The sequence below is a fragment of the Acinetobacter sp. WCHAc060033 genome, from assembly GCF_004209125.1.
In the GTDB taxonomy this organism is placed as follows: Bacteria; Pseudomonadota; Gammaproteobacteria; order Pseudomonadales; family Moraxellaceae; genus Acinetobacter; species Acinetobacter wuhouensis.
In genome coordinates this window covers 55,455-78,076 of sequence record NZ_SGSW01000006.1, presented here as the reverse complement: position 1 = coordinate 78,076, position 22,622 = coordinate 55,455, and the positions used below count along the sequence as shown (strand labels likewise).

The following is a 22,622-nucleotide window of genomic DNA, read 5'->3' as shown; positions in this document are numbered from 1 at the left end:
GTATTTAAATCAATGCATCTGCATGTGAAAATTGCGTAAATCACTTTAATGATTTTACTAATCCTCTCACTGTTTGGCTGGGATATTCTAAAAAAAGTTGCTTATATTCCGCTGAAAAACGCCCAAAATGATTGAAATCATGATCTAAGGCGATGTCTGTTATTTTTAAATCATTCGATGTCAATAATTGCTTTCTCACTTGATTCAATTTCGCAATTTTCAACCATTTTAATGGTGAGATCCCAAGGACTTCTTTAAACGCTAACTGCAAAATTCGGACACCTACATTTGAGAACTGACATAATGATTCTAAATTCATCGAACTCACACCAGATTCCAAAGCACCATAACACGCATCATTCACGATCTTCTTTCGATCTGATTTCCAGTAATTAATTTTATTCGGCTCAATAGGTACATTTAATGATAATAAAATTTCATCTAATATTTGCCTACTTGCTTGTGAATAAAACTGTTCACCTAAATCGTCACCTTTGAGTAATTGTAAGGCTGTTTCTATGCAATCTTGAGTTAAATGAATGCCTAGATTCTTTTTAGGCAAATCTATAAATCCTAATTTTTCAGCACGTTCATTTAACTTATTTTGGCAAATATCGAGGACTAGAAGATCTGAACTAAGATTGGTTAATAAATGATATTTTGATTTAAAATTCATTAAACCTTGACCATTTTGCAAACTTTTGCGCCAATCTAAATATTCTAATTTACACTGGTTGAGTGACACAGAAACCGCAAATGTATCTGGTGGTGGAGAAGTCATTTGCTGAACGGACATGTTCATTTTTTCACGGAAAATATTTAAACCTTCGACTTCTATTTCCGTAATTGAACCTTCAAATTTTCCTGACGATATTTGTACATATTTCTGATCCCATCGTCCAAGTGTATCAACATGATCTAAGACTTGATTCGTCGATTTAACTTTTAATTGTGGCATTATTCTTCCCTCAAGTATTTCTTATATAAGCAAATATCATTCCAGAAAATTACGCTTAATGAGCATCCTAGCTTGGAAGTAAAATACAATGATTTAATGCGAAATTCAAATCTAGCGACTTAAGTCTAAAGATATTTAAAGTTATTAAAAATCAAATAATTACAAAAAATAATAATCTCTATCAAATTATTAAATAGTGTAAAGCATCATTATTATTGACATGATATTGTACGCAATAAAAAAGGGCTTTAAGTCATTGTGATAACTTAAAACCCTTATGCCATAAGGCTTGAATCTTGGTAGGTATATCCTCTACCGTAGCAACATTTAATCCAATGATTTTAAATAACTTTTTCCAAAAATCAAATTTAGTGATACACATAGTGATACAAGAAAATATATGCTTTTTATTGTAATTTTTTGTAAAAATTAAGTGCTTTGACACTAAATTCAATAACCCTTCCCTCTACAAGAAAATCAATTTTTTATTGAACTATACGATGAGGTATTCCCAAATATCTTTATTGAACTTTTACAATACAGAGTTTCCTGGTGAAGGAGGAACCGACATCAATATAATAACAATTATCGACTTTAATTGGCTCTTTAACAATGGTGTGACCTAGGTAAATTTCATCAATATTCTCGACACTATCATAGTGAGCTGATTGCTGGCGAATACGTCCTCTTCCCCATAATGCATTACTATAAGCAGAAGTTACACCTGATATCTTGTAGTCACCTTGCATAATGTCTTGTTTAAAAGCATTCCAATCGTGAATATCAATATCTGCGTGTACCACACCAATCTTTTTATATCCCAATTGAACTTCTATAATCAAAGGCAATTGTTGAAAACGGGTGCTAATTTCAGATTGCTTTCTTGAGCTGAGTTGATAGAACCATTCTCCTCCATTTCGTGCATGAATGTCTTTTATTTTATAATCATGAGGCGATCTTATACACATCTCCTCATGGTTACCACGTACCGTAAAAAACCAAGGCTTATCTAGTAGTCCAATACATTCCAAGTTTTCATGTCCTCGATCAACAAGGTCACCTGTACAAATGATCAGATCATTCTTAAAGTCAAAATCAATTTTTTTAAGTTCTTGCATCAATAGGCTATAACAACCATGTAAGTCACCTACAATATATATAGCGGAGAATTGTTGACCATCTATACTTTTAACAATTTCTACCATAGTGCATATACCTTTATAGTCACTAGCCTGTGAAGGATCTTAATCACTCGTCCAACAAATAAAGCCTGATAACATAAAAAGATCAAGCTCAACTGCTCATTTGCTCTCTATTTTTAATTTTGCTGGTTTATGGAAGGATTACCCATTCCTTCATTAAAAAAGAAAATATCTTTCTGGCTCGTCTATTGCCATTGCAAAAATGCAAAGTAAAACTCTTTTACAGTAAATAAAATCAATAACTTGCAATCATTAAAGTAGAGTCTGAAACAGTAAATTCAGGCTCCACTAAAAAGAAAATATCTTTCTCGCTTTGCCCTAAGCAACTAATCTAAGGATTCTAAATTCTAATTATTAATTTTTACTCGATGCACGTTTGCGTGTGTATTGTCTCGAATTTCAAAAGTTGGACTCTTGATAAAGGTTGTTCTGGTAAAAATAGATTATTAGCTGACTAACCAAATCTAAAGCCTGTAAAATTGCAATTAAATCAGCTAAGCGAACTGGACTGCCCCCACTCTTCTAGACAAATATCGTCTACTCTTTTTCCCGCTATTAGCCAAGTATTTTTAGTAAGCTTGCTTAGAAGAAATAGGAATCCCAGAAATATAAAAGCTAGGCATCTCACCTAGCCTTTGTTACTAACTATTAAGTTAAGACTTCTGCTCAATTTGCAATTGGTCACCACCACTAATCTGCGCTGTTACACTATAAGGAAGCTGTGCATTTACTTGCATCACTTGCTCGATATGCTCAATACGCTTTGAAATCACAGTATCAATATGGGTTTGCATCTGTTTCTTGCTTTCTACAACTGATGCCACCACCACATGACAACGTTCATTTAGACGCTTTAACTGCTCTGTTTTGAAGTCAAAATGTTTTGCCATTTCACGGTCAATACCACTCATGTAAAGTTTCCGACTATCCGACTCTTCAGGAAACTTATTCGCAATTTCTAGCATTTGCGGTACTTTAGAAAACATAAAATCATCATTTTCCATGTCCTTACTTAAGTCGGCATACATGGTCTCGACTTTCTGAATTTGCTCTTGACTACCATTTTCAAGCAATACTAATCGTTCTTCAGCTAAGTGATTAACCTCTTTCAACATTTGCATCATTGAACCCTGCATTGCCTGAAAGCCTTTGCATCGTGCTTCTATCATCACTGCTTCAAGACGTGCATTCACTTCTATCAATTCAAGCTGAGCACTCTTTACTAGCTCTACACGCTCATTTTCTAACTTTGCAACCTCTACTTTATCAGGGTCATAATTTGTGACTGTAGAGCTACTTGAAGAAGAGTATGAACCTCCATAATCATGATCACGGCCCCCAGTACCAGATGAAAAGCTACTTCCTAAAAAGCTACTAATAGCATTGCCAGCCCAACTACCAATCGAACTTAATATTCCCACAACTATCCCCTCTATTTTTGTAATGCTTTACGCATTTTAAATATCAACGTATTCACGTCCTTTTCTCGCTGGGCTAAAGCTTCACTATAGCTTTGCGCATCCTGTAAACAAGCTGCCAAGTTCTGTTGCTGAACTTTACGTAGTTCTTCACTCATGATCAGTACAACATCATCACGCTCAATAAGCTGTTCCTTAGCTAAAAAGTCTGTAATTTCATTGACTACACCTTGTTGCCAAACCTCACTAAAACGTATAAGCCAAATCTTTTGCGCCGTTGTTTGTGTATTAAAGATAACCTTTTCCAATTGTTGCATGAATTGATGAACAAGCTTGGTTAGCTCTTGTTCTTTTTCAAGTTTCTCCTGACGGTGTCCATTCGGTTGGAAAGCATAAGTCGTATGGATACCTAAACGTTTTTGCAAATAAAACTGATCTAATTCATTTTGATACTGTTCAATACATGGCAGCACATCTAGGACTGTTTGTTCATCTATGATTCTATTTAAGCCAGCATCCAACAAAGGCTGAATTTGTTTTAAAAGTGATAAACGCTCATTACGCCACTCAGCAAACCATTTTGTGATTTCTTCTGTTTCAATACTATTATCTAGACCAATCTGTATTAAGTCTTGCTGATATTTATCTACCAGAATGAGATAGTCTTCTGCTGATTTGCGCAGAACACTCACAACCATTTTCACAAAATCCAGTGACTCATCCAACCATTCCATTTCTTTCAATGTCTTGGTGCAAAGTATTGCCGTATGTTCAGCAAGCAATTCAAAGCTTGGACGTGCTTGTTGTTCAATCTGTGCTAGTCCAAGCAATGTATTGGTCTGTTCTAGATTAAAAGAGATCTGCTGAGCTTCTGATAAAAGGTTAATTAAGTGAGAGCGCAACGGCGTTAAACCTAGATCGAGACGTTTTTCAAGGTGTTGTAGTTGTGCTTCAAGCAACTGCTTTTCTTCAGCGGTTACATTGATACTTACAGGTAGCTTTTTATCAAGTTCTTGATTGAGTTCAACCGTATTTTTAACTAAGTCTAGGTGCTCATTTTCCCACTCATCAATACGGTTTAATAAAGTATTAATCCATTGCTGGCTAGCTTGGCTATACTGCCAAACTGAGCTTTGGATTACGGGTAAATCATAGTTATCTAAGTCTAGTCGATAGTCAAAATCCGATGTAAATACATTAATTGGTGCTGGTTCAGGTAATTCGGCAATTTGTGACTCTAATACTACCAACTGTTTTTGCAATTGTATCTGTTGATAGTAGGCATCAAAAATACGGTTATATTCATCACATTGCTGTTGGGCTACATCTATACGATCCTGAAACTCATCCTCACTTTCCATAAACTCTATAAAGGAAAATACACCTTCCTTAATTCGATAGGCTCTTTCTAGAAATGGTTCAAAATTTGGTATCCACTCTTTCTCAATAAAAGAATCTAGAATAATTTTAGCTTTTTCATGTGGTGTTAAACGTGGGTAATCTGGTAATAAACTAGGATTATCTATAACTCTTAAAGCAGGTAACATCTTTAAGTCTTTTTTATATTCCCAAAAATAATTCTTCGAAGTATGTAATAAATAGTTCCCTCGCCTATCACTATCTTTATGAAAATCAGTCACCCATGAGTATTTAGAATCTATACATGCTATATATAACTTTACAGGAGTCTTTCCTGAGTATTTTTTTGGAAAATGACTAACAAAATCAGTTGTCCAATATTTTCCTTTAATTTCATCATTTATGCCAATATCATCCAAACTTCTCCATAATTTTTTCCCAATTTCATTTAACTCATAGTTCTTTTTTTCATTTTCCCAATCCTCATAAGAAATATGCGGTATATACTCAAAATTTGGAAATAATATGCCCGTATGACTATCAAAAACGATCTCTCTCTTATTTTTAAATCCATACCATTTTTGAGCTGAAATAGCCTTCAGCAAAGTATTTTCTTTAGCAATTTCATTAAGATTTTTAATCTGATTTTTTATTTCAACTATCTGATCAACAAGTTGTTGATATGTTTCTTGTCCATTCACAAATGTATTCACATTATCCCCTTTATATTTAATTTAAACTTTATAAAAATTAATTGTTAAAAGCCTAACGTTCTCTATTTACCAACACATCATAAATAATATAAGCAAACTGGCTCCTCTTCACTGGATCGCTCATAAGCTGTGTCACTTGCTCCATATGTGCCGTATTGCTATCTAGGACGGCGTCATCAAGTGCTGTACCTAGCATTGCGTGTGTACGAGGATTATTCTGAATCTGTGTCATCATACGAGTATTTTCAGACCCCTTGGTCACGTAACATCTGGAACATACAGTGTGAGTTCACTTAGATACTCAAGGTATTTATCGCCACAGGCAACAATCTAAGAAATAAACTCATAACAATGATGGTAAATTTTTCCTAACTCTTTAAAGATTTCCAAGCTTCATGAGCTTCCTTTACTAATGCTGAAACTTCCTTTTCAGCATTAGTAAAAAGTACAGGCTTATGAATACTCTTAGCAATCTATAATGACTCTATTTATATGTACTTTAAGATTTAGTGATATATAAATCAGTCTTAAAATTCTCTTCACTTCTTACACATAGGTTCGTCTCTTGCCGTTTTACCCACAACAATTGTTTTTGGAAACTTTCATTAAATGGAAAATCCCTGTCTTCTTTCACTTTTGGCCACTCAATGTATTTTATCTGCCAGAATCCAACTCCTTGATCTAATCGAAGCTCAATTTTCTTCCCAGATTTCAATCTAAAAAGTAAAAATCTCGCATGATCAATTTTTGAGTCGGGTATCTGCAAATTCAGCTTCTGAGATAACTGATCTTCAAAATAATTTATAAAGAAACTATCAAATACTTCACGCTTGCTAAAATCTGAATATAATTTTTCATCTTGTATTTGTTTGTTTCTAAAACAAGTTGTTATCGTTAATCGAGGGCGAATACCTAATAATTTCTTTATTCCTTTTAACAAACTGGTTATCAGAATAATATTTGCTGGAGATTGCAAATATCGATCTGAATATTCTATTTCTATAACCTCATCATTCACCAAATCATGTAGCTTAGATATTGGTAAAACTTTAGCCCAAAATTTTTCAGCAAAATCATTTACTGATTCACCATCAAAATCTTTACCAACTTTGATTTGTTGAAACTCATTTTCATAAGATTCAATAGCTTTAAAATCAAAACTAAATTTTTGTAATTGCAACTCTGGGGAAGTAATTGATTTATAGCTTGGGCTTTGACCCTCCAACCAGAACTCATTAAAACAACTTACTTCTGTCGACTGATTGTATAAGGTGATTACTTTCTCCTGACTTACAATCTGAGCATACAAATATTCAGGGGTAATATTGCTATTCACCGTAAATGAAATACCGATTTTTTCCAACGCCAACATTTCTTGCTGTATTTGTGGTGTCAAACTCATATCTAATGAGACCACCCCTACTAGCTTTATATTACTATTCAAAAATTTAAATAGTTTTTTTCTGATTGCAGTACACAAAACATCCCAATCTTCACTATTACCGGTGAGGTTGAATGTGATTTGTGTTGCACCATGATTTACATATTGCTCAATGATCGAAAATGGAGTACCCGCGATAAAATCTGTATTAGCAATTGGAGAATCTAAGTAAGTTAAAAACTCATCTCCTAACCATGCCAATGCCAAAGTACGATCTAAGTTTTCAATGTCATGTCTCGTTTGAGTATCTAGCAAGCATTTGCCACAGACTGAATCACAACTATCGTCTATACAATTTAGTTTTTCCGCAACTAATGATCTTAAAACTTCAGCAATATAATGAGCAGCAGTAGTCGAAAAACCCGCTCCACCGCTTAGGTCATCAAAAATTTGTAAAACTAAAACAGCTTGATCATCAATTTTCTTCACTTTTACTGCATAACCCAATTCATCAGTAGCAATACCCAATTTAGTTGCTATTGCCTGACGTAAAGCTACAACTAATGTTGTTGCAATAATTCGACCATCTTCATTGTTTAAAATATATTCATTACGGGTCGGATGTTTTAAAACAATTTCCAATACATCGGTTTTAATTTGGCAGCCTAAATGAATATTAGCTTTAACGACGCTTGAACCACCGCAATCTGGTCGTTTAAATTTATCACCATCTTTTTGAGCTTTAAGAGCCTTATGTGGACGATCTGGAGTTAAAGTACTTGGAAACTTCGCTTCACCATCATAACTTTCTTCCATTGAATCCGCTCGACCACATTGCATACAAATAGCAAATCCTGTGCCGTTCAATCCTGAACTATATTGAAATACATGTCCATCAGGGTCTACGTTAAAATATCCTAAATTAGCATGTGGCAATGGCCAACTTTGAGCTGTTTCTGAAAGCCCTACCCAAGGTTTCTGAACAGGGATATATTTTTGCGTCGTGACATCATTATTGGGTTTATCATAATAATCAACACTAAATCCGTTTGGACGTAATACTTTTTTAACATCTTTTATAATTTCGCCACATTTAGCATTTGTACATATCAACTGTTCTTCATTCAGCAAAACACCTGATGTCAACCCTGTTTGACCACAGTGATGGCACATCCAAGCATAATCAAATTTTTGGGATTTCTTATCGTGTTCATTATGAATATTCTGCCATGCAAGTGATATGCCTCTCGATGTATAGACACGACCATCAACGATAACTTCTGCACCTGGTGCATATTCACGAATCGCAATCGCAATATTACGGCTTGGTAAGCCTTTTACACGCGATAAATTATCTTCACGATCAAGACAACTTTCCAAATCCATTGTTTTTCGGTTCTTTGAAAGTTTATCCCAACGATCTTTCTCTAGCTTAGTAATATTATTAAAGGTAATCACATCCGTTGGGAAACCATAACTTGGTAAAAAGTTACGCATTGCCAACTCAGATAATAAATATGCTTGTGTCAAACGGTATTTTTCATGTGTCAGGCGATGTAGATAGCTACTATTAGGATTCGTAGCCAGTTCTTGTTGATATTCTCTTTCAACAATCACATATTCTTCTATCCATTCCGTCTTGAGTTCTCGTATTTTTGTCACACAAGCATCTATAATTTCTACATTATCAATATCTTTTAATGCTGTGCCTTTTTTCAAAAATTTTAATACTTGTTGATAATCTTTTACTGCTTTGCCCACCAACCATTTTTCAAAGGTGTCACAAATTGAATCAGATTGATCATCCTGTTTAAGATAAAACCATTTTAAATCTAGTTTAGGTCGATCAATATCTGTATCCCCAATTTCTTTGATTAAAAAGATGGCTAGTAACTGTGCATTGATATGTCTCTGAATCAACCGTTGTGAATTAAAGCTTACATGAGGTGCCTGAATTGCTGTGGTATAAGCCCATAATGGTTGCTTAAACACTTGCTGATCATGTGGATTATTTTTACAAATCGTATAAGAAATAGCACGTGATTGACTGCCACGTCCTGCACGCCCTGTACGTTGTAAATAATTGGCAGGATGTGGAGGAACATTGTTCATAACTACCGTTGAGATCCCTCCAATATCGACCCCCATTTCCATGGTTGTAGAGCAGTTTAGGACATTGACCTTACCTGCCTTAAAGTAAGTTTCATATTGCTTGAGTAAATTTGCCGACTGTTGTGCAGAATGTTCTGCTGTACGATAGAAGAAACCACCCAATACTGCTCTATCTGATAGGTCTGTCCATAAATTTAATGATCTGAGCTTACCAACGGTTGAATCACCATGTATCTCTATCAAATTTTCAGGATCAAACTGCCACAGCTTTGGAAAAGCCATTTCTTCTGTTTTATATTTATCAATATTGTGCGGCAAACTGATTGGTAAATAAGGCGTGAACCCTTTGAATGTGGTATCCATCAAGCGATGCGTAATTGGGCATAAAAAGACTTTATCCACCAAACTAAAAGTTAATTTTTCCTTTCTAAGATGATATTTTGAATTCCCATCTTCAACTAGAAAGTCAGCTTTTAATACTTGCCATGCTTTTTTCAGCCAATCGTCAGCCATATTTCGATGTGCTTGCAAGCTTAAATCTAATTTTGCACCTAACACTAAAAGTTTGACTATGCGGTGATTTTTAGACACTGATGCCAGTGGCCATGCCAAAATACTATTATTTTTCGAACCATCATCTCTGTGTTTAAATTGATCTGCTAATTCAAAACTCACAACGTGCTTTGGACGTACACGCCCGCCTAACCATTGTTGCCAATCATCAGCAAGATCAATCACTGTATTCTCACGAATATAGTAATCTAGAACAACTTTAATAAAATCTTGCCAATCTTGATTACCTAAGCCAGATTCTTTCCAATAGTTCGGCAGATCATTTAAGTTGTTTAAGCCCTGATAACTAACTTTTACCAATCCCAAAGTTTCTAAGCTATTGGCGTTTTTAGGTCGACGTGAAAACTCACGTGTTAGCAGCATTTGTGCCAGTTTAAGTGGTCCTGCATCATCAAAAATATCACCTGCTATATGACGATTTGCGAGTAAAATACCATTTTGGAAATCAAAATCTTTTGCTAAGACTCGATATAGCTCTTCCCAACTTATTTCAGGTAGCGCAACTGGGGCTTTATTATTTATAAAACCATCTAATTCTTTTTGAAATAGATTAACTAAAAAGTCATTTCCTGATTTTTCTGCTTCTTCTATCTTCTGACGTAAAAATACCTCCGTCGAATCCATAGTTATAGTTTGTGCTTTCGTATGTTGTATTAAAGCTTTAAGTACAGCACCACGTAAGCGCGACCGTTCTGCTTCTTGTTGCATTTTGACAGACAAGCGTGCAGTGCCTTGACGACTATCCGTAAAGGTAATTAAGCGCTTACCCTTAGCTGGCATGTCCCATGGTGTGCAGTCTTTGAGATCTTTGAATTCACCTTCAATAAATTCTGGATCATTAAAATTTTTGCTTGCTTCATCAATATCATCCTGATCAATATCTGGACAATATTGTAAAAGATGTGGAACAGTCTGTGTAATATAGTAAGGTGCACCTAAAATCGCACGTCTAAATGGCAAATCATATTTTGTTCCTTTCGAGCCACATTCAGGATTGCTACATTCAACAAAATCACCAGTGTTAAGCGGCTCAAAATAATGCACATTTAACGCTTTTTTAGAAATTTGCTCAAGTTTTAAATTATCTAGATTCAGTTGTTGTCGACGATAGTTTTTCTCTTTATTTTCATTTGAAGAAAATACCACTAAACGATTCTTTATAGCATTTTTAAATTCACGTTCTTCTTGCTCTTCCGTTTCATTATCAATAAGTAATGCAAATTCATCTTCAACTTCAACAGTCCATTGTTTAAGAACATCTTCCCTACCCAATAAACCTAATAAATGTGGTTCCTTACAACTCTTACAGAACGTTAATTCCAATACAGGTGCTCCACACGCGCAGTTTTCTTGATGTGTCGCATACACCTGGCCAAAGCTCCAGTTTTTTAGATCTTCAGATTTTTGATCACACTTATCATTTATACAACTCCATAATCCATGAGTTACACGTTGATAATAGTTAACTCGAATCTTGAGAAAAGCTTGTTCCGTAATCGAAGGTTTTGTAAAGGTTAATAGATCTAACCATTTTAAAATCTCTTGTTGAGATAGCTGAAAATCCTTTTCTAGTGTTTTTTTGAATAAATCTTCTAGTGTTAAAGCACGTTCTGAGCAAATATATTCACGTAAAGTCAGTGCGATTGGGTGCCCAGACAGTTTATGATAACGCTCAAAAGAAATTTCTTGTCCTTCATCAATAGACACTAATTCATCAAAAGACAGAAGATTACTCTCAACCGAAGCTAATGGAGGTACTTCACGTTGACCACCAATCACCAAAATATTATCAATACTTTGACCTGAAATCTCTGATAAAAATTGTTTCAGTTTTTCCTCTGCATCTGCACCTGCAATCGTTGCAGATGTTGCGACAAAACGAACGTCTTTTGCTTCTACACCAAATGCATGTAGAACACGACGTAGTTGCATCGCAAGCTCAGCTGCTTGTGAGCCCATATAACTATGAGCTTCATCCAATACGATCCAACGCAATTTCCCTTGAGATTTTTGCAAAATAGGTGCATCGATTTGGCGCACCATCATATATTCCAACATGGTGCCATTTGTCACCAAAATAGGAGCCGGATTCGATCTTAGTTCTTCACGTGTGAATACTTGATTCGGATGAAGATTTTGTTCTCCAGTTTTCTGTGATTTATGCTCTGGTGTATTACCATTATATAAACAATAACGAATAGCATTCGATGGTAGGAAATGCCGCGTCCAAGCATCTAAACGTTCTTGTTGTGAGTTAATCAGTGCATTGAGTGGATATAAAAACAATGCATGCACACCAGTTAAGGATTGCCCTGCTTGAATAAAGTCTTCATACAAGTCATTTAGAATGGGCACCATAAAACATTCCGTCTTACCTGAACCCGTTCCTGAAGTCACAACAATCGATTTTTTATCTTCTAACAAAGCATTCCAGCTCTGTAATTGATGTACATAAGGTTGATAGTTACGATTAAACCGATATGCGCCGTTTTCTTTATGATCTAAAGCATCAATCACATTTGCATGAAGTAATTCACCACCCAAATCTTCTAAAGTAGGCTGACCTTTCTTCCATGCAAACATCTGTTCAATTACAGGTGAAGATAAAAATGATTGATCTTCACCCACAGCTTGAGACATCTGCTGTTCTAGAACATTACGTAGTTCAGGATGCGAGATACCCAATATACTCAGTGTAGCTTCTTTATTTTTTTGAATACTTTCTTGTGTTAAAGAACTAAAATATTTATACATTGTTACTTCACTTCTAAAATTAAATATTTAACAATTGAACTAAAAATTTGATTAAACCATTGCTCATCAAATGCAATGATTTGCTTAAGTTGCAATATATCGTAGGCACTCAATTGCAGTTTAGAATGATGCTTAACGTTCATATATGCTAAACAAAATGGTAAATAGACCACATCTTTATTCCACTGACTTGCCAATTGACAACTAAAAGGGAGCTTCTGCATACAGTCAAAGTAAGGCCATTTATTCTGCGAAAGTGCCGTTGGCCACGCTTGATCTTCTGTTGCACTATGATTTCGTTGCAACATACGTTGATACTCAGAGTTTTCTAAACCACCTATAAAGTTACCTTCAAATATCCAGTCATTTAAAAAGTGAAAATTAAATTCAGGCCCAAATGAACGTTGATTGCTCAAATAGAATGTATGAAATGATTCAGCCAATAAAGGAGTAAAATTCTTCAATCTTTTTAAGATATTTTCTGCCTTTGCTCGACCATATGTTCCATCATCCATCAGAATTTTCTGCCAATACTGAATCAATTGGTTGATTGCATTCTGCCATGATGAAACTGGGATTAAATACCACAATACTGATAATTCAGTTTCAAAACGTCGTAAAAGATCAAGAGACAAATCAAGTTTAAATACTGAAATAGCCAATTGATCATAATTTGCAGCTAGCCCCTTTAACACTTCAAAAGTATTTAAAGGCAAATGCTCATAATTATGTAATAAAGCTTTCACATGTTCCCAAAACACCTCATTATTTTCATAATTTACTGTACGTATAAACTGCTTAATCGATAGTTTATTCTGACCAAAATTACGTGTTGCTTCGGTCAATTCATCTATTTCAGTATCTTCAGGATAGTTAAATTCTGGAATAAGCTTGGCTCTAAACAATGTAGAATCTTTTGCGGGTATTAATAAATACGGTGCAAGACTCATATCCAATTCAGGAAGTTGAAAAGCTTGCTCAACCCATTCTTTTTTCTCAATTAAATCTAAAGATGTAACTTGCGGTTGCACTAATGACATAGCTTGTGGCTTAAAAGATAAAGAAGCTTTGTCATTATAATAAGCCTTAATATTTTTACCCCAATTAAGCTGATGCGCATAATGGCGGATGTTCCATTTTTTTTCGCTGTGATGATAGCTAACGGTGCATTCAACAAAACTATCTAAATCATCATCTAAGGCCAAAACGCCTTTCACATCTTCGACTAGCTCATATAAATTAATAGAAGAAATGCCTTGTTTAACCTTTATTTTCTTACGATAAAAAGGGACATCATACCCCTGATTTTTTTTTGTTTTTAAAACAATATCAAAATTCAACTTAGCCGCGCGGTCATAGGAGTACACTTGCAGTTCGGTATTCAATAAGTCGTGAATTACTAAATCTTTTGATGTTACTTCTTTCTGCTCATTAATCAGTTTAAAGCCTCTTGCGGGGAACGGAACAGTAACAATACACTCTCCACCAAATTTAAAGGTTATTTTTAAGTTTAATGCTAAAGGTACAACTGCACATTCCACTTGGCATTTATACGATATTCCAGTCTTTTCATAGACTAAGCTTGAATGAAGATTCAAGACTTCAATTTGAATTTCTGCATCTGATTCAATATCAAGTATAGCTTGATTAAGTACAGCACCTGCTCTTACATTCACTTCAAAATGTTTTGGTAAAACAATTACTCTCTTTTTTAATAGACTTTCACCCTGTCTATTTTTTAAAGTTAGCATCTGTTCTCCAAGTAACCGATGCAAAGGGATACTTTCAATCGGCTCTTTGCCGCAAAATAAAGTATGTGTACCAAATGTTTTTAATACTGGTTTTCCTGTGAATGCTAAACTGGGTGAAGTTTGTAATGCGCTGATATTATTTGTTCTAAATAATAACTGTTCAAATTCAACTTGAGAGTGACCGCATTTAATGAAAATTTGATCACCATCTTGTGTCAGAATCCGTTGTTGGCCACTAATTTTATACAGATCAAATGCTAAAAATTGTCCTATATACTGTGGTGAGTCTTCTGATTCTGTATGGATAAACTTTGCGCCAGCCGGCAGACTAAGCAAGACTTCAGATGCCTTGGTTTTTAGCGCACCTTGTGCAATATACTTTGGTTTATCCTGTATTTCAAAAGCTACAGGTAAAGTTTCAAAATCCAGGGAACTATCTTCTAATTCCTTATAGCTAAGTACTACCCCATCTACCTCTAGACACAAATATAAGGTTTCATTGCAGGATTGTCGGCGAATGTCTTTTGAAAACCCTCGGTTAATTTCTGCAATGACTTGTTGGCTCCCTTGCAAAGAAAGATAAGCAATGCATAAAAAGTGGCTTTTATTATTCAAGCCTTCTTTAATCACCAAATGACCCCGTGTTCGAAGTAACTCAGTGTTCTCTTTCAATGTAAAAGAAAGTTCTTCAGGCAAATAAACCGTACTAAATAGCTCTCTAAAATCCTCAGACAAGCTATGTGTACATTTGAAAGCCTGGCGTAATTGGTGATGTTTAGAAATTTCTTCAGTGGTAGATTTAAATAAATGCCTTAAGAAATCATCTACAATGGTTTGATCTTCATCAATGGGCAATGGAAATTCTTTACGCCAACTCCTTGATTCTTGATCTAAAATGGTAATTGGATCTTGCTGTACATTTAATCCATACTTTTCCACTTTTTCGATGATTAATTTTACAATATCAATTACTAAAGATAATGTCTCATCATGCTCAAATGCTTGGGGCAGCGTTTTTAATTCTTGCTGAATTTCAGCTCTTAATTCATCAATATCATATTTATTGTTTAAATATAATGAGGTCACTTTTTGAAAAATCGAAATATAGCGATTGCCATCCTCTTTTAACAGGCGTGCCGGGAACCCACCCTCTTTAAAAATCGAACCCAGGTAGTTATTGGCTTTACTATATTTTATAATCGGGCGCTTCCAGAATCTCAGCCCTTTAATTACAACTTCATTTCTGGTATTTACGGGTAAATCGACGATATTTAATGCAGTTAAAATCGGATCCCATGTCCATTTTGCAGTATATTCACGTCTAAACCACTCGGCAGCATACAGTGTAAACAACCTTGCCCATTCATCGCCTATACGGTTTAAATTTTGAAATGGGAAACTTTTTTTAAGAATGTTTTCAATTTCTTTAAATTCACCAACTGATAATTGATATTGATAAAGCACACGTCCATCAGCAGATGTTAATCCTCGTGTTGTTAATATCTGCTCTAAATATTTTCTTGGACTAAAATTTAAATTGCTCATTATTAAAACACTCGAATTTTAAATATTAAAATACTCATCACTATCATATTCAATACGTTACTTTTAAAATGATTAATTAAGCCTATTGATTAATAACTCAAATAATTTGAACGTATCATTTCCCCTTTAACACAATTAAAAAAAATGCCTCGTCCCCTCGAGGCATTTTTTGTTCAAACTTCTTTATTTTTACGCGTCTTTTTAGCAGGCTTACTCGCTTCTCTTTCCGCCTGTATTTTAGCAAGCAAGCTTTCCGCACTGTTTATACCTGTAATCAGCTCTTGATGCTGCTGCCGCCATTCGGCAGTCAGTTCACCACTAAAGGCTTTGGCTAAAATAGATTGAGTCAGTGAGTTCACTCTTTTTTGGGCTGATTGAATTATTTCTTCAATAGAATCTGCATAATCAAATAGACCTTGAATCGATTTCATTATTTTACTCTGCTCAGCTAGGCTAGGAATATGAACTGTAAAATTCCTAAGACTTGATAAAGCAACAGTCTTTTGAGCTGTTCCAGTCGCTGTTTTATCAGCTTGCTGATACACGAATTCAGATTTTAATAAGTAGTAAAGATACTGCTGCTCAACTTGCAACTTATTAAGTTTCAGAATAGCAATATGGCGTTGAAAACAAAAATCTTCTTCTTTTTTCAAAGGTATAGGAATTCCAAAAGATCCCGTGACCGTATATAAAATGTCCCCTTTATTTGGCTTTCTTATGTCTTTTAAAGAATCGTAATAGCTTTGTGGAACAAACCTTGAAGCACTCTCTAAATCAACTTCTTCCTTACTCACATCTGAAATAACCAAAAAAGGGATACCTGTTTTTGCCTTAGGAGGTGCTTGATGATCACCATCAGATATACTCGTACAAATGTCTTTCAAAGTACAAATAACATATTCACTTGAAATTGGATTTTCAGGAAAATAACTTGCCAAAACCGACTGACGGAATTTTTTAAGAATGGCAGGAATCACATCCAAACGCGCTTTAATTTGCTCGACTTGCGCAAGCATCATATCAAGCTGACGAACGATTTCTTGTTGTTCGGCTAAAGGTGCCATTGGTATTTCTAATTTCAAATAATCTTTGAATTGAAGATTTCTCAGATTATTACTACCTGATTGATAGTTTACAATTTCAGGTGTCTTATAGAAAAAACTTAAATAAAAATTTAAATACTTAGCATTTATAGAACTAATTGGACGGAATAGTCTCAAAAAATTTGTACAAACAATATCTTCAGAATCAAGATTATTAAATACCAATTCTTCAATATAAACTGTACGACCAACAGGCTGATCAGGCCCTCCTCCTGAAATTTCTACGAGGATATCACCTACCTTTAATCTCCTTGTATTTAAACTAGATATTTTTAATTTCCTTGGTACAGCTGTTTTACCTTTATCGGTTTTCCAATTTTTAAACTCTGAACCTCTTATACAGAAAGCGTCAATATAACTCTCGTCAGCAAATGAGAGATCTTTCCCCCAATCACCACCAATAATAAATTCAGATAAGCTTTCTAAACCAGTAACAGACCACTCAACAGGCAACTTATCTAAACTCATGCCTGTTCCTCAGCATTTAAACCTAAAGCATCTGCAAGCAATTGCTTTTGCGTATTCGCTTCATCGGTTTGACCTAATGCCTTCATTAACGCATCTAACTCAACCAAAGCCCGTGTTAGTTCAGACATTGCTTCACTTGCCAACACATGTGGTTCTGGCAGGTTACTTGCATCCACGGCGTCATTATCTTTTAACCATGAAATATCTAAAGAATCTCCCTTCTGCTCTTTAATCCATTCACGGCTAAACTTACGCCAACGGCTATTCTCTAACGTCTGCTCTTGGCTTTCTTCTGTAAGCGACCATTCACCCTCAGTACGTGCTGATAAACCTTTAGGGTCAGCGCCGTAGACCGTTTCAAAGCCTTTTAAATGCATTTCAGTAAATGGCGTACGTTTACCAAAACTTGGCATATTGGTACGTAGGTCATAGACCCAAGTTTCAGTGGTGCAGTGTTCATCTTGTAGCGGATTGACTTCTGTTCCTTTGGTAAAGAACAGCACATTGGTTTTTACACCTTGCGCATAGAAAATCCCTGTCGGCAAACGCAAAATCGTATGCACATTACATTTGTTCATTAAGTCTTGACGAATCGAGGTCCCTTGACCAGCTTCAAACAATACGTTATCAGGCAATACCACGGCGGCACGACCACCTGGTTTTAAGTTCATATAAATATGCTGTAAGAATGCCAATTGCTTATTTGAGGTGTTAAATGGCAAGTCATCACGGGTAATACTTGCCTCACCCCCTTTAGACGTACCAAATGGAGGATTAGCTAAAATCACATCTGCCTTAGCTAAAGCCTGACCGACAGGACCTAGTGAGTTACCCAGTTTAATCGCACCTTGCTCACCACCAATATCATGCAACAAACAGTTCATTTGCGCTAAACGGCGTGTATTGGGTACAAGCTCTACACCTACGAAAGCATCTAAAGTATAGAATTGAGTTTCTTGTTCAGTCAGTGCATATAAATCATGGTGCTGTCGTATATACGCATCCGCAGCAATCAAGAAGCCCGCCGTACCACATGCAGGATCTTGAATCACTTCACTTGGTTTGGGCTGCATACAATGCACAATAGCGTTAATCAATGGACGTGGCGTAAAGTACTGACCCGCACCTGACTTGGTTTCAGTGGCATTCTTTTCCAATAAGCCTTCGTACAAGTCACCTAACCCATCAGCTTTAATGCTGAACCAATCGAGCTTATCAAACTCATTAATGAGCTGTTGTAAATGGCGTGGTTCACGTAAACGAGTCTGTGCATTGGCATAAATTGATGCGATTAGTTCATTTTTGTTTTGGGATAAATCAAGCAGCATTTGCTTATAGAAATTCAGTAACTCAATACCGTTATGATCTTTAAAATGTGCCCATTTATATTGTTCAGGATAAATATTGGCAAGCGTTGAATATTCATCATCCAACTCATCCACCATTTTCACAAATAACAACATGACCAATTCAGAAACATAGTCGCTATAGTTAATTCCGTCATCTTTTAATACGTCGCAAAGATTCCAGAGTTTTTGGACAATACCGTTTTGAGTCATGTGCTGTTCTTCATTAGAAAATGTGAAAGGTATAAAAATAGAAATTGTATCGCGCGAGGATTGTAGCAGTTAAGATGCCTGCCACAACCCATCATGAATATCATCGACTAATTTTTCAACATCGCTATCAAGTAACTTACTCAAGCGTTTAACCCCACCGTCTTTAGCAAACTGATGGTGAATCATATTCTTGTCAACCACCACCTCTTTGGCAATAAACAGGGTTAATCGTGCCAACCATTGCTTTTGATCCTCAGTCCAAGCACGCTGCTGTAGAATCTTGTTTAGACCACGTTGATAACGTTCTTCCACCGATGAGATTTCTTCACCCAATGTTGAACGGCGAATCATAGAGATGATCTGTGATGCATAGGTTTGGTTTGACGCATTGCCACCTAGTGCCTGGGTTAGCTTGCTTTGGGTAAAACCTTTGCTGGTCAACAAGTTTTCCAGTTCTCGCAACTGCTCGCGAGTCAGATCAGATGGTCGTGTTACGACTGCTTTAATTGCTGCATTGTCATTCACGGCTGTTTTAATGAAGCTATCAAAATATTCCAGATAATCTTCAGGCTGTTGATGTGCCGTATCTACGACGCGTTCAATCAGTTCGTCTTTCTCGTCCGAGATAATTGGTAAATCCAAGGTGCCGAGAGCACTACGAACCTCAGCCAAACGTGCTTCTAAAATCGCACTGTTTTGCTGTAGCCAAGTACCAAGATCATCAATACCTTTAGCACGCAGCATCTGAGGTAGCTTAAAGGACTCAACCCCGAAGTTTTCTTTGATTTTTCCAAGTGCTTCACGCAATTTGCCTTGATCAGGATGATGTTTAAACTTCTCAGCTTTCCCTAAAATACGGGTAATCTTCTGAATAAACTCATCTAAGACCAAATCGGCTTGAGTACGCTGAACCTCATCCACAGAGGCTACAGCACATGCCTTAGCTTTCTGCATCAACTCCGGATCACTTAACTCACGAATCAACTGATCGATGCTGATATTTGGACGCACGACAATCGGCTGCATGGTATTCACTGCTTGCAAAGTCGCAAAAATATCTACGGCGTCGTATATACGGAATTCTGTTTTACCAATATCAGGACATAACCGAGTTGCACGACCGAGCATCTGTTCAAACAGCACACGTGAACGAACTTTACGCATAAACACCAAATTGCAGATCTTCGGTACATCAATACCTGTAGTAAGCAAATCTACAGTGACAGCAATATTCGGGAACTTATTCTTCTTAAAACGTTCAACCAATTTACTTGGCTGATCTGCATTGCCTGTGATTTTCACCACAGCATCATTATTCCAGTCTTTGCCATATTTCTCTTTGAACAGCTCATTTAACAATGCTACCACCTGATCCGCATGACGATCCGTCACACAGAAAATCATGGTTTTTTCATCACTGAGTGGGTTTAAGTCTTCTACTAAGGCTTGGCAAATCACTTTATTGAAGTTTTCGTTAATCACACTACGGTTAAAGTCGGCAACATCAAATTCCATATCATCTTGTAGTAGCGCCGTGGACTGCTGACCTGTTGCATTGGTCACCACCTGCACCGTTGTCCCCTCAGGAATTTCAATGCCTGCTTGGCTCAGTTTGGTGATGTAGCGAATCGGTTTGTCATAGTTGACTAAATAGCCTTCCTCTACAGCACGAGTAAAACTGTATGTGAATACAGGCTTACCAAAAATCTCTGTTGTATGTAGTGCTGGCGTTGCTGTTAAACCAATTAAGGTTGCATCAAAATAATCTAGGACACGTTTATAGGTCGACAAATACTGTGCTTCATCACGAATCGCTTCTTCACCCTCGGTCATTTCCTTATCTAAAGTATAACCTCGGTGTGCTTCATCAATGATAATACAGTCATAGTAATCAATCGGTAGTGGCTCATCACCATTGAATAAGCGATGTACCAAGCTTTGCACTGTAGCCACTTGGACCTCAGCACGTTTTCCTGTGTCTACACCTAAATCCGCAACTGTGTAAATTTGAGAAAGTGTTTGACCTTGCTCAATCACTTCTGCGCCAAAAGCATCAAATGCTTGTGTACCTAAGGTTGAACGATCTACCAAAAATAAAATATGCTTAAAGCGTTGGCTTTTAATCAGACGATACATCAAACCAGTAGCCAAACGGGTTTTACCTGTACCTGTCGCCATTGCGAGTAAAATACGTTGCTGATCCCGAGCAATCGCATGTTCAACTGCTTTAATCCCTTCACGCTGATACTGACGATCATTGAATGGCAGGATCTCGGTCTGTTCTAAATATTCATCTGCACGTTCAATATCTTGCTCAAGTTTCCACTTCAACCCTTCTGGGGAATGGAAACCTTGTAATACCTTAGAAATATTGGATGGATGTCGTACATCACGGAACCAGATTCCGCCCTCATCAGCTAAACGCTTAGACTGCTTTTGACCATTGCAGGCATAGACAAAAGGAATATGGTAATGCTTATCTTCCGATACCCACGGCGTATTGGCATAGGGCTTTTCTAAGTCATCAGCAAATCTAAAACCCTGTGAGTATCGCTCTGCCTGAAGAATATATTGGCTCACAGTTTTATCGAGCTTTTTTGATTCAACTACAGCAACAGGTTTTAAGCCCTCAAACAGTATGTAATCTGCAAAGCCCTCTTCACCATCAAGCAATGTTGGATATTCTGCAATTGCAAGGTTTAAACCTTTTTGTGGACGCACGCCGTGGCTATATTTGAGAAGTTGTGTATCTGCTTGCCAACCTGCCCTTATCAGTTGTAAATCAATGAGCTCACGTGTCTCAGCTTCAGACAATTTAAATGAAGCATTAGCTGTGCTGAATTGCTCATCTTCAATAGGCGTTGTTAAAGTCATTGTAGATGCTTGTTCTTCAAATACTTTAACCTTGGCTTCATAAGCAGCCAGTTGAGCCTGCAATGCCTGTTCTTCTATCTGTTGCTGTTGCTTTAACTGTTGGTTTTCAGCTTCAAGCATTGCGAGCTTGTGTTGAATTTCTGTATTAACGGCTTGTTTATCTTGTGCTGTACGTAATTTCTGTTGTAGCTCCATGAGTTCAAAGCGCATACGCCTTGCTTCAAGCGTTGGGTCAATTGGTGCTTGAAACTCTGGGAACACTTTGGTTTTTTGGGTAGTCAGAATATAAAGCCACTGCGCCATGCGATATGACAATCTTAGTGAGGTCAACGCATCACTATGATTGGTTTCAGCATCATGTGCGCCTTTATTGCCATTCATACGTAAGGTATGCAATACCGCAATAAAATCAGTTTTGAGCTGAAGTTTGTTTTCTAGTAAACGTATACGTGAGTGAAAATCGGCTTGTTCAGGTATTTCAAGTTGATTGGCTTGGGCTACTTTATTAACCAGAATCTCAGCAAATTTTCGGGTCTGTACAAGTGTATGTGCTGGTGCTGTGTAATATGCCGCTTCTGCACTGACCAATAAAGCATGCATCAAAGGATCTACATCCTTTAAGAAATCAAACTGAGACTCAGCCAAATTCATCATATTATTTACAACTATCTGTACTTTATTATGCTTTTATACAAAGCTCCCCTTCAAACAAGCATATCAGTTCACATTATTTTTATTAAGAAAAATCTTTTGTACATAAGTCTAATTCAGGATTAAAAAACCACCCGAAGGTGGTTAAATAAATTACCAATAGTTTTTATCCCATAAGCGCCAATTGTCAGCACCTAATCG

Annotated in this window: 9 protein-coding genes and 1 pseudogene; all 10 read right to left on the bottom strand. The window is 36.4% G+C overall.

Going from position 1 to position 22,622, the window contains the following annotated elements; all coding sequences use genetic code 11:
* Positions 1–40: 40 nt before the first annotated feature.
* Positions 41–958: a helix-turn-helix domain-containing protein gene (locus EXE10_RS03840; RefSeq protein WP_130112416.1), complete on the bottom strand. Its 918-nt coding sequence runs from the start codon at positions 956–958 to the stop codon at positions 41–43.
* A gap of 521 nt (positions 959–1,479) precedes the next feature.
* Positions 1,480–2,163 (bottom strand): metallophosphoesterase, encoded by a 684-nt coding sequence (locus tag EXE10_RS03835; protein ID WP_130112415.1) that lies wholly within the window; start codon positions 2,161–2,163, stop codon positions 1,480–1,482.
* Positions 2,164–2,813: 650 nt separating this feature from the next.
* The gene (locus EXE10_RS03830) at positions 2,814–3,581 is read right to left on the bottom strand and encodes a hypothetical protein (RefSeq protein WP_130112414.1); all 768 of its coding nucleotides are present in this window, start codon (positions 3,579–3,581) and stop codon (positions 2,814–2,816) included.
* Positions 3,582–3,592: 11 nt separating this feature from the next.
* Positions 3,593–5,650, bottom strand: a complete 2,058-nt coding sequence (locus EXE10_RS03825; RefSeq protein WP_130112413.1) for a hypothetical protein — start codon at positions 5,648–5,650, stop codon at positions 3,593–3,595.
* 52 nt (positions 5,651–5,702) lie between these two features.
* A pseudogene (locus EXE10_RS03820) lies at positions 5,703–5,906 on the bottom strand (hypothetical protein); the annotation flags it as partial.
* Positions 5,907–6,149: 243 nt separating this feature from the next.
* A complete protein-coding gene (locus EXE10_RS03815) occupies positions 6,150–12,470 on the bottom strand; it encodes a DEAD/DEAH box helicase (RefSeq protein ID WP_130112412.1) in 6,321 nt (2,106 codons plus the stop codon).
* Between the two features lie 2 nt (positions 12,471–12,472).
* Positions 12,473–15,766: an STY4851/ECs_5259 family protein gene (locus EXE10_RS03810; RefSeq protein WP_130112411.1), complete on the bottom strand. Its 3,294-nt coding sequence runs from the start codon at positions 15,764–15,766 to the stop codon at positions 12,473–12,475.
* Between the two features lie 173 nt (positions 15,767–15,939).
* A complete protein-coding gene (locus tag EXE10_RS03805) occupies positions 15,940–17,337 on the bottom strand; it encodes a restriction endonuclease subunit S (protein ID WP_130112410.1) in 1,398 nt (465 codons plus the stop codon).
* A complete protein-coding gene (locus EXE10_RS03800; RefSeq protein WP_130112409.1) occupies positions 17,334–18,896 on the bottom strand; it encodes a type I restriction-modification system subunit M in 1,563 nt (520 codons plus the stop codon). Before EXE10_RS03800 ends, EXE10_RS03805 begins: the two co-directional genes overlap by 4 nt.
* Positions 18,897–18,965: 69 nt before the next feature.
* Positions 18,966–22,424 (bottom strand): type I restriction-modification system endonuclease, encoded by a 3,459-nt coding sequence (gene hsdR, locus EXE10_RS03795; protein ID WP_130112408.1) that lies wholly within the window; start codon positions 22,422–22,424, stop codon positions 18,966–18,968.
* Positions 22,425–22,622: the final 198 nt, after the last annotated feature.

Bases quoted from the DNA above. Each gene is read 5' to 3' on its own strand.
- EXE10_RS03800 (WP_130112409.1), bottom strand. From the start codon at position 18,896: ATGACTCAAAACGGTATTGTCCAAAAACTCTGGAATCTTTGCGACGTA.
- hsdR (WP_130112408.1), bottom strand. From the start codon at position 22,424: ATGATGAATTTGGCTGAGTCTCAGTTTGATTTCTTAAAGGATGTAGAT.
- EXE10_RS03815 (WP_130112412.1), bottom strand. From the start codon at position 12,470: ATGTATAAATATTTTAGTTCTTTAACACAAGAAAGTATTCAAAAAAAT.
- EXE10_RS03810 (WP_130112411.1), bottom strand. From the start codon at position 15,766: ATGAGCAATTTAAATTTTAGTCCAAGAAAATATTTAGAGCAGATATTA.
- EXE10_RS03840 (WP_130112416.1), bottom strand. From the start codon at position 958: ATGCCACAATTAAAAGTTAAATCGACGAATCAAGTCTTAGATCATGTT.
- EXE10_RS03835 (WP_130112415.1), bottom strand. From the start codon at position 2,163: ATGGTAGAAATTGTTAAAAGTATAGATGGTCAACAATTCTCCGCTATA.
- EXE10_RS03805 (WP_130112410.1), bottom strand. From the start codon at position 17,337: ATGAGTTTAGATAAGTTGCCTGTTGAGTGGTCTGTTACTGGTTTAGAA.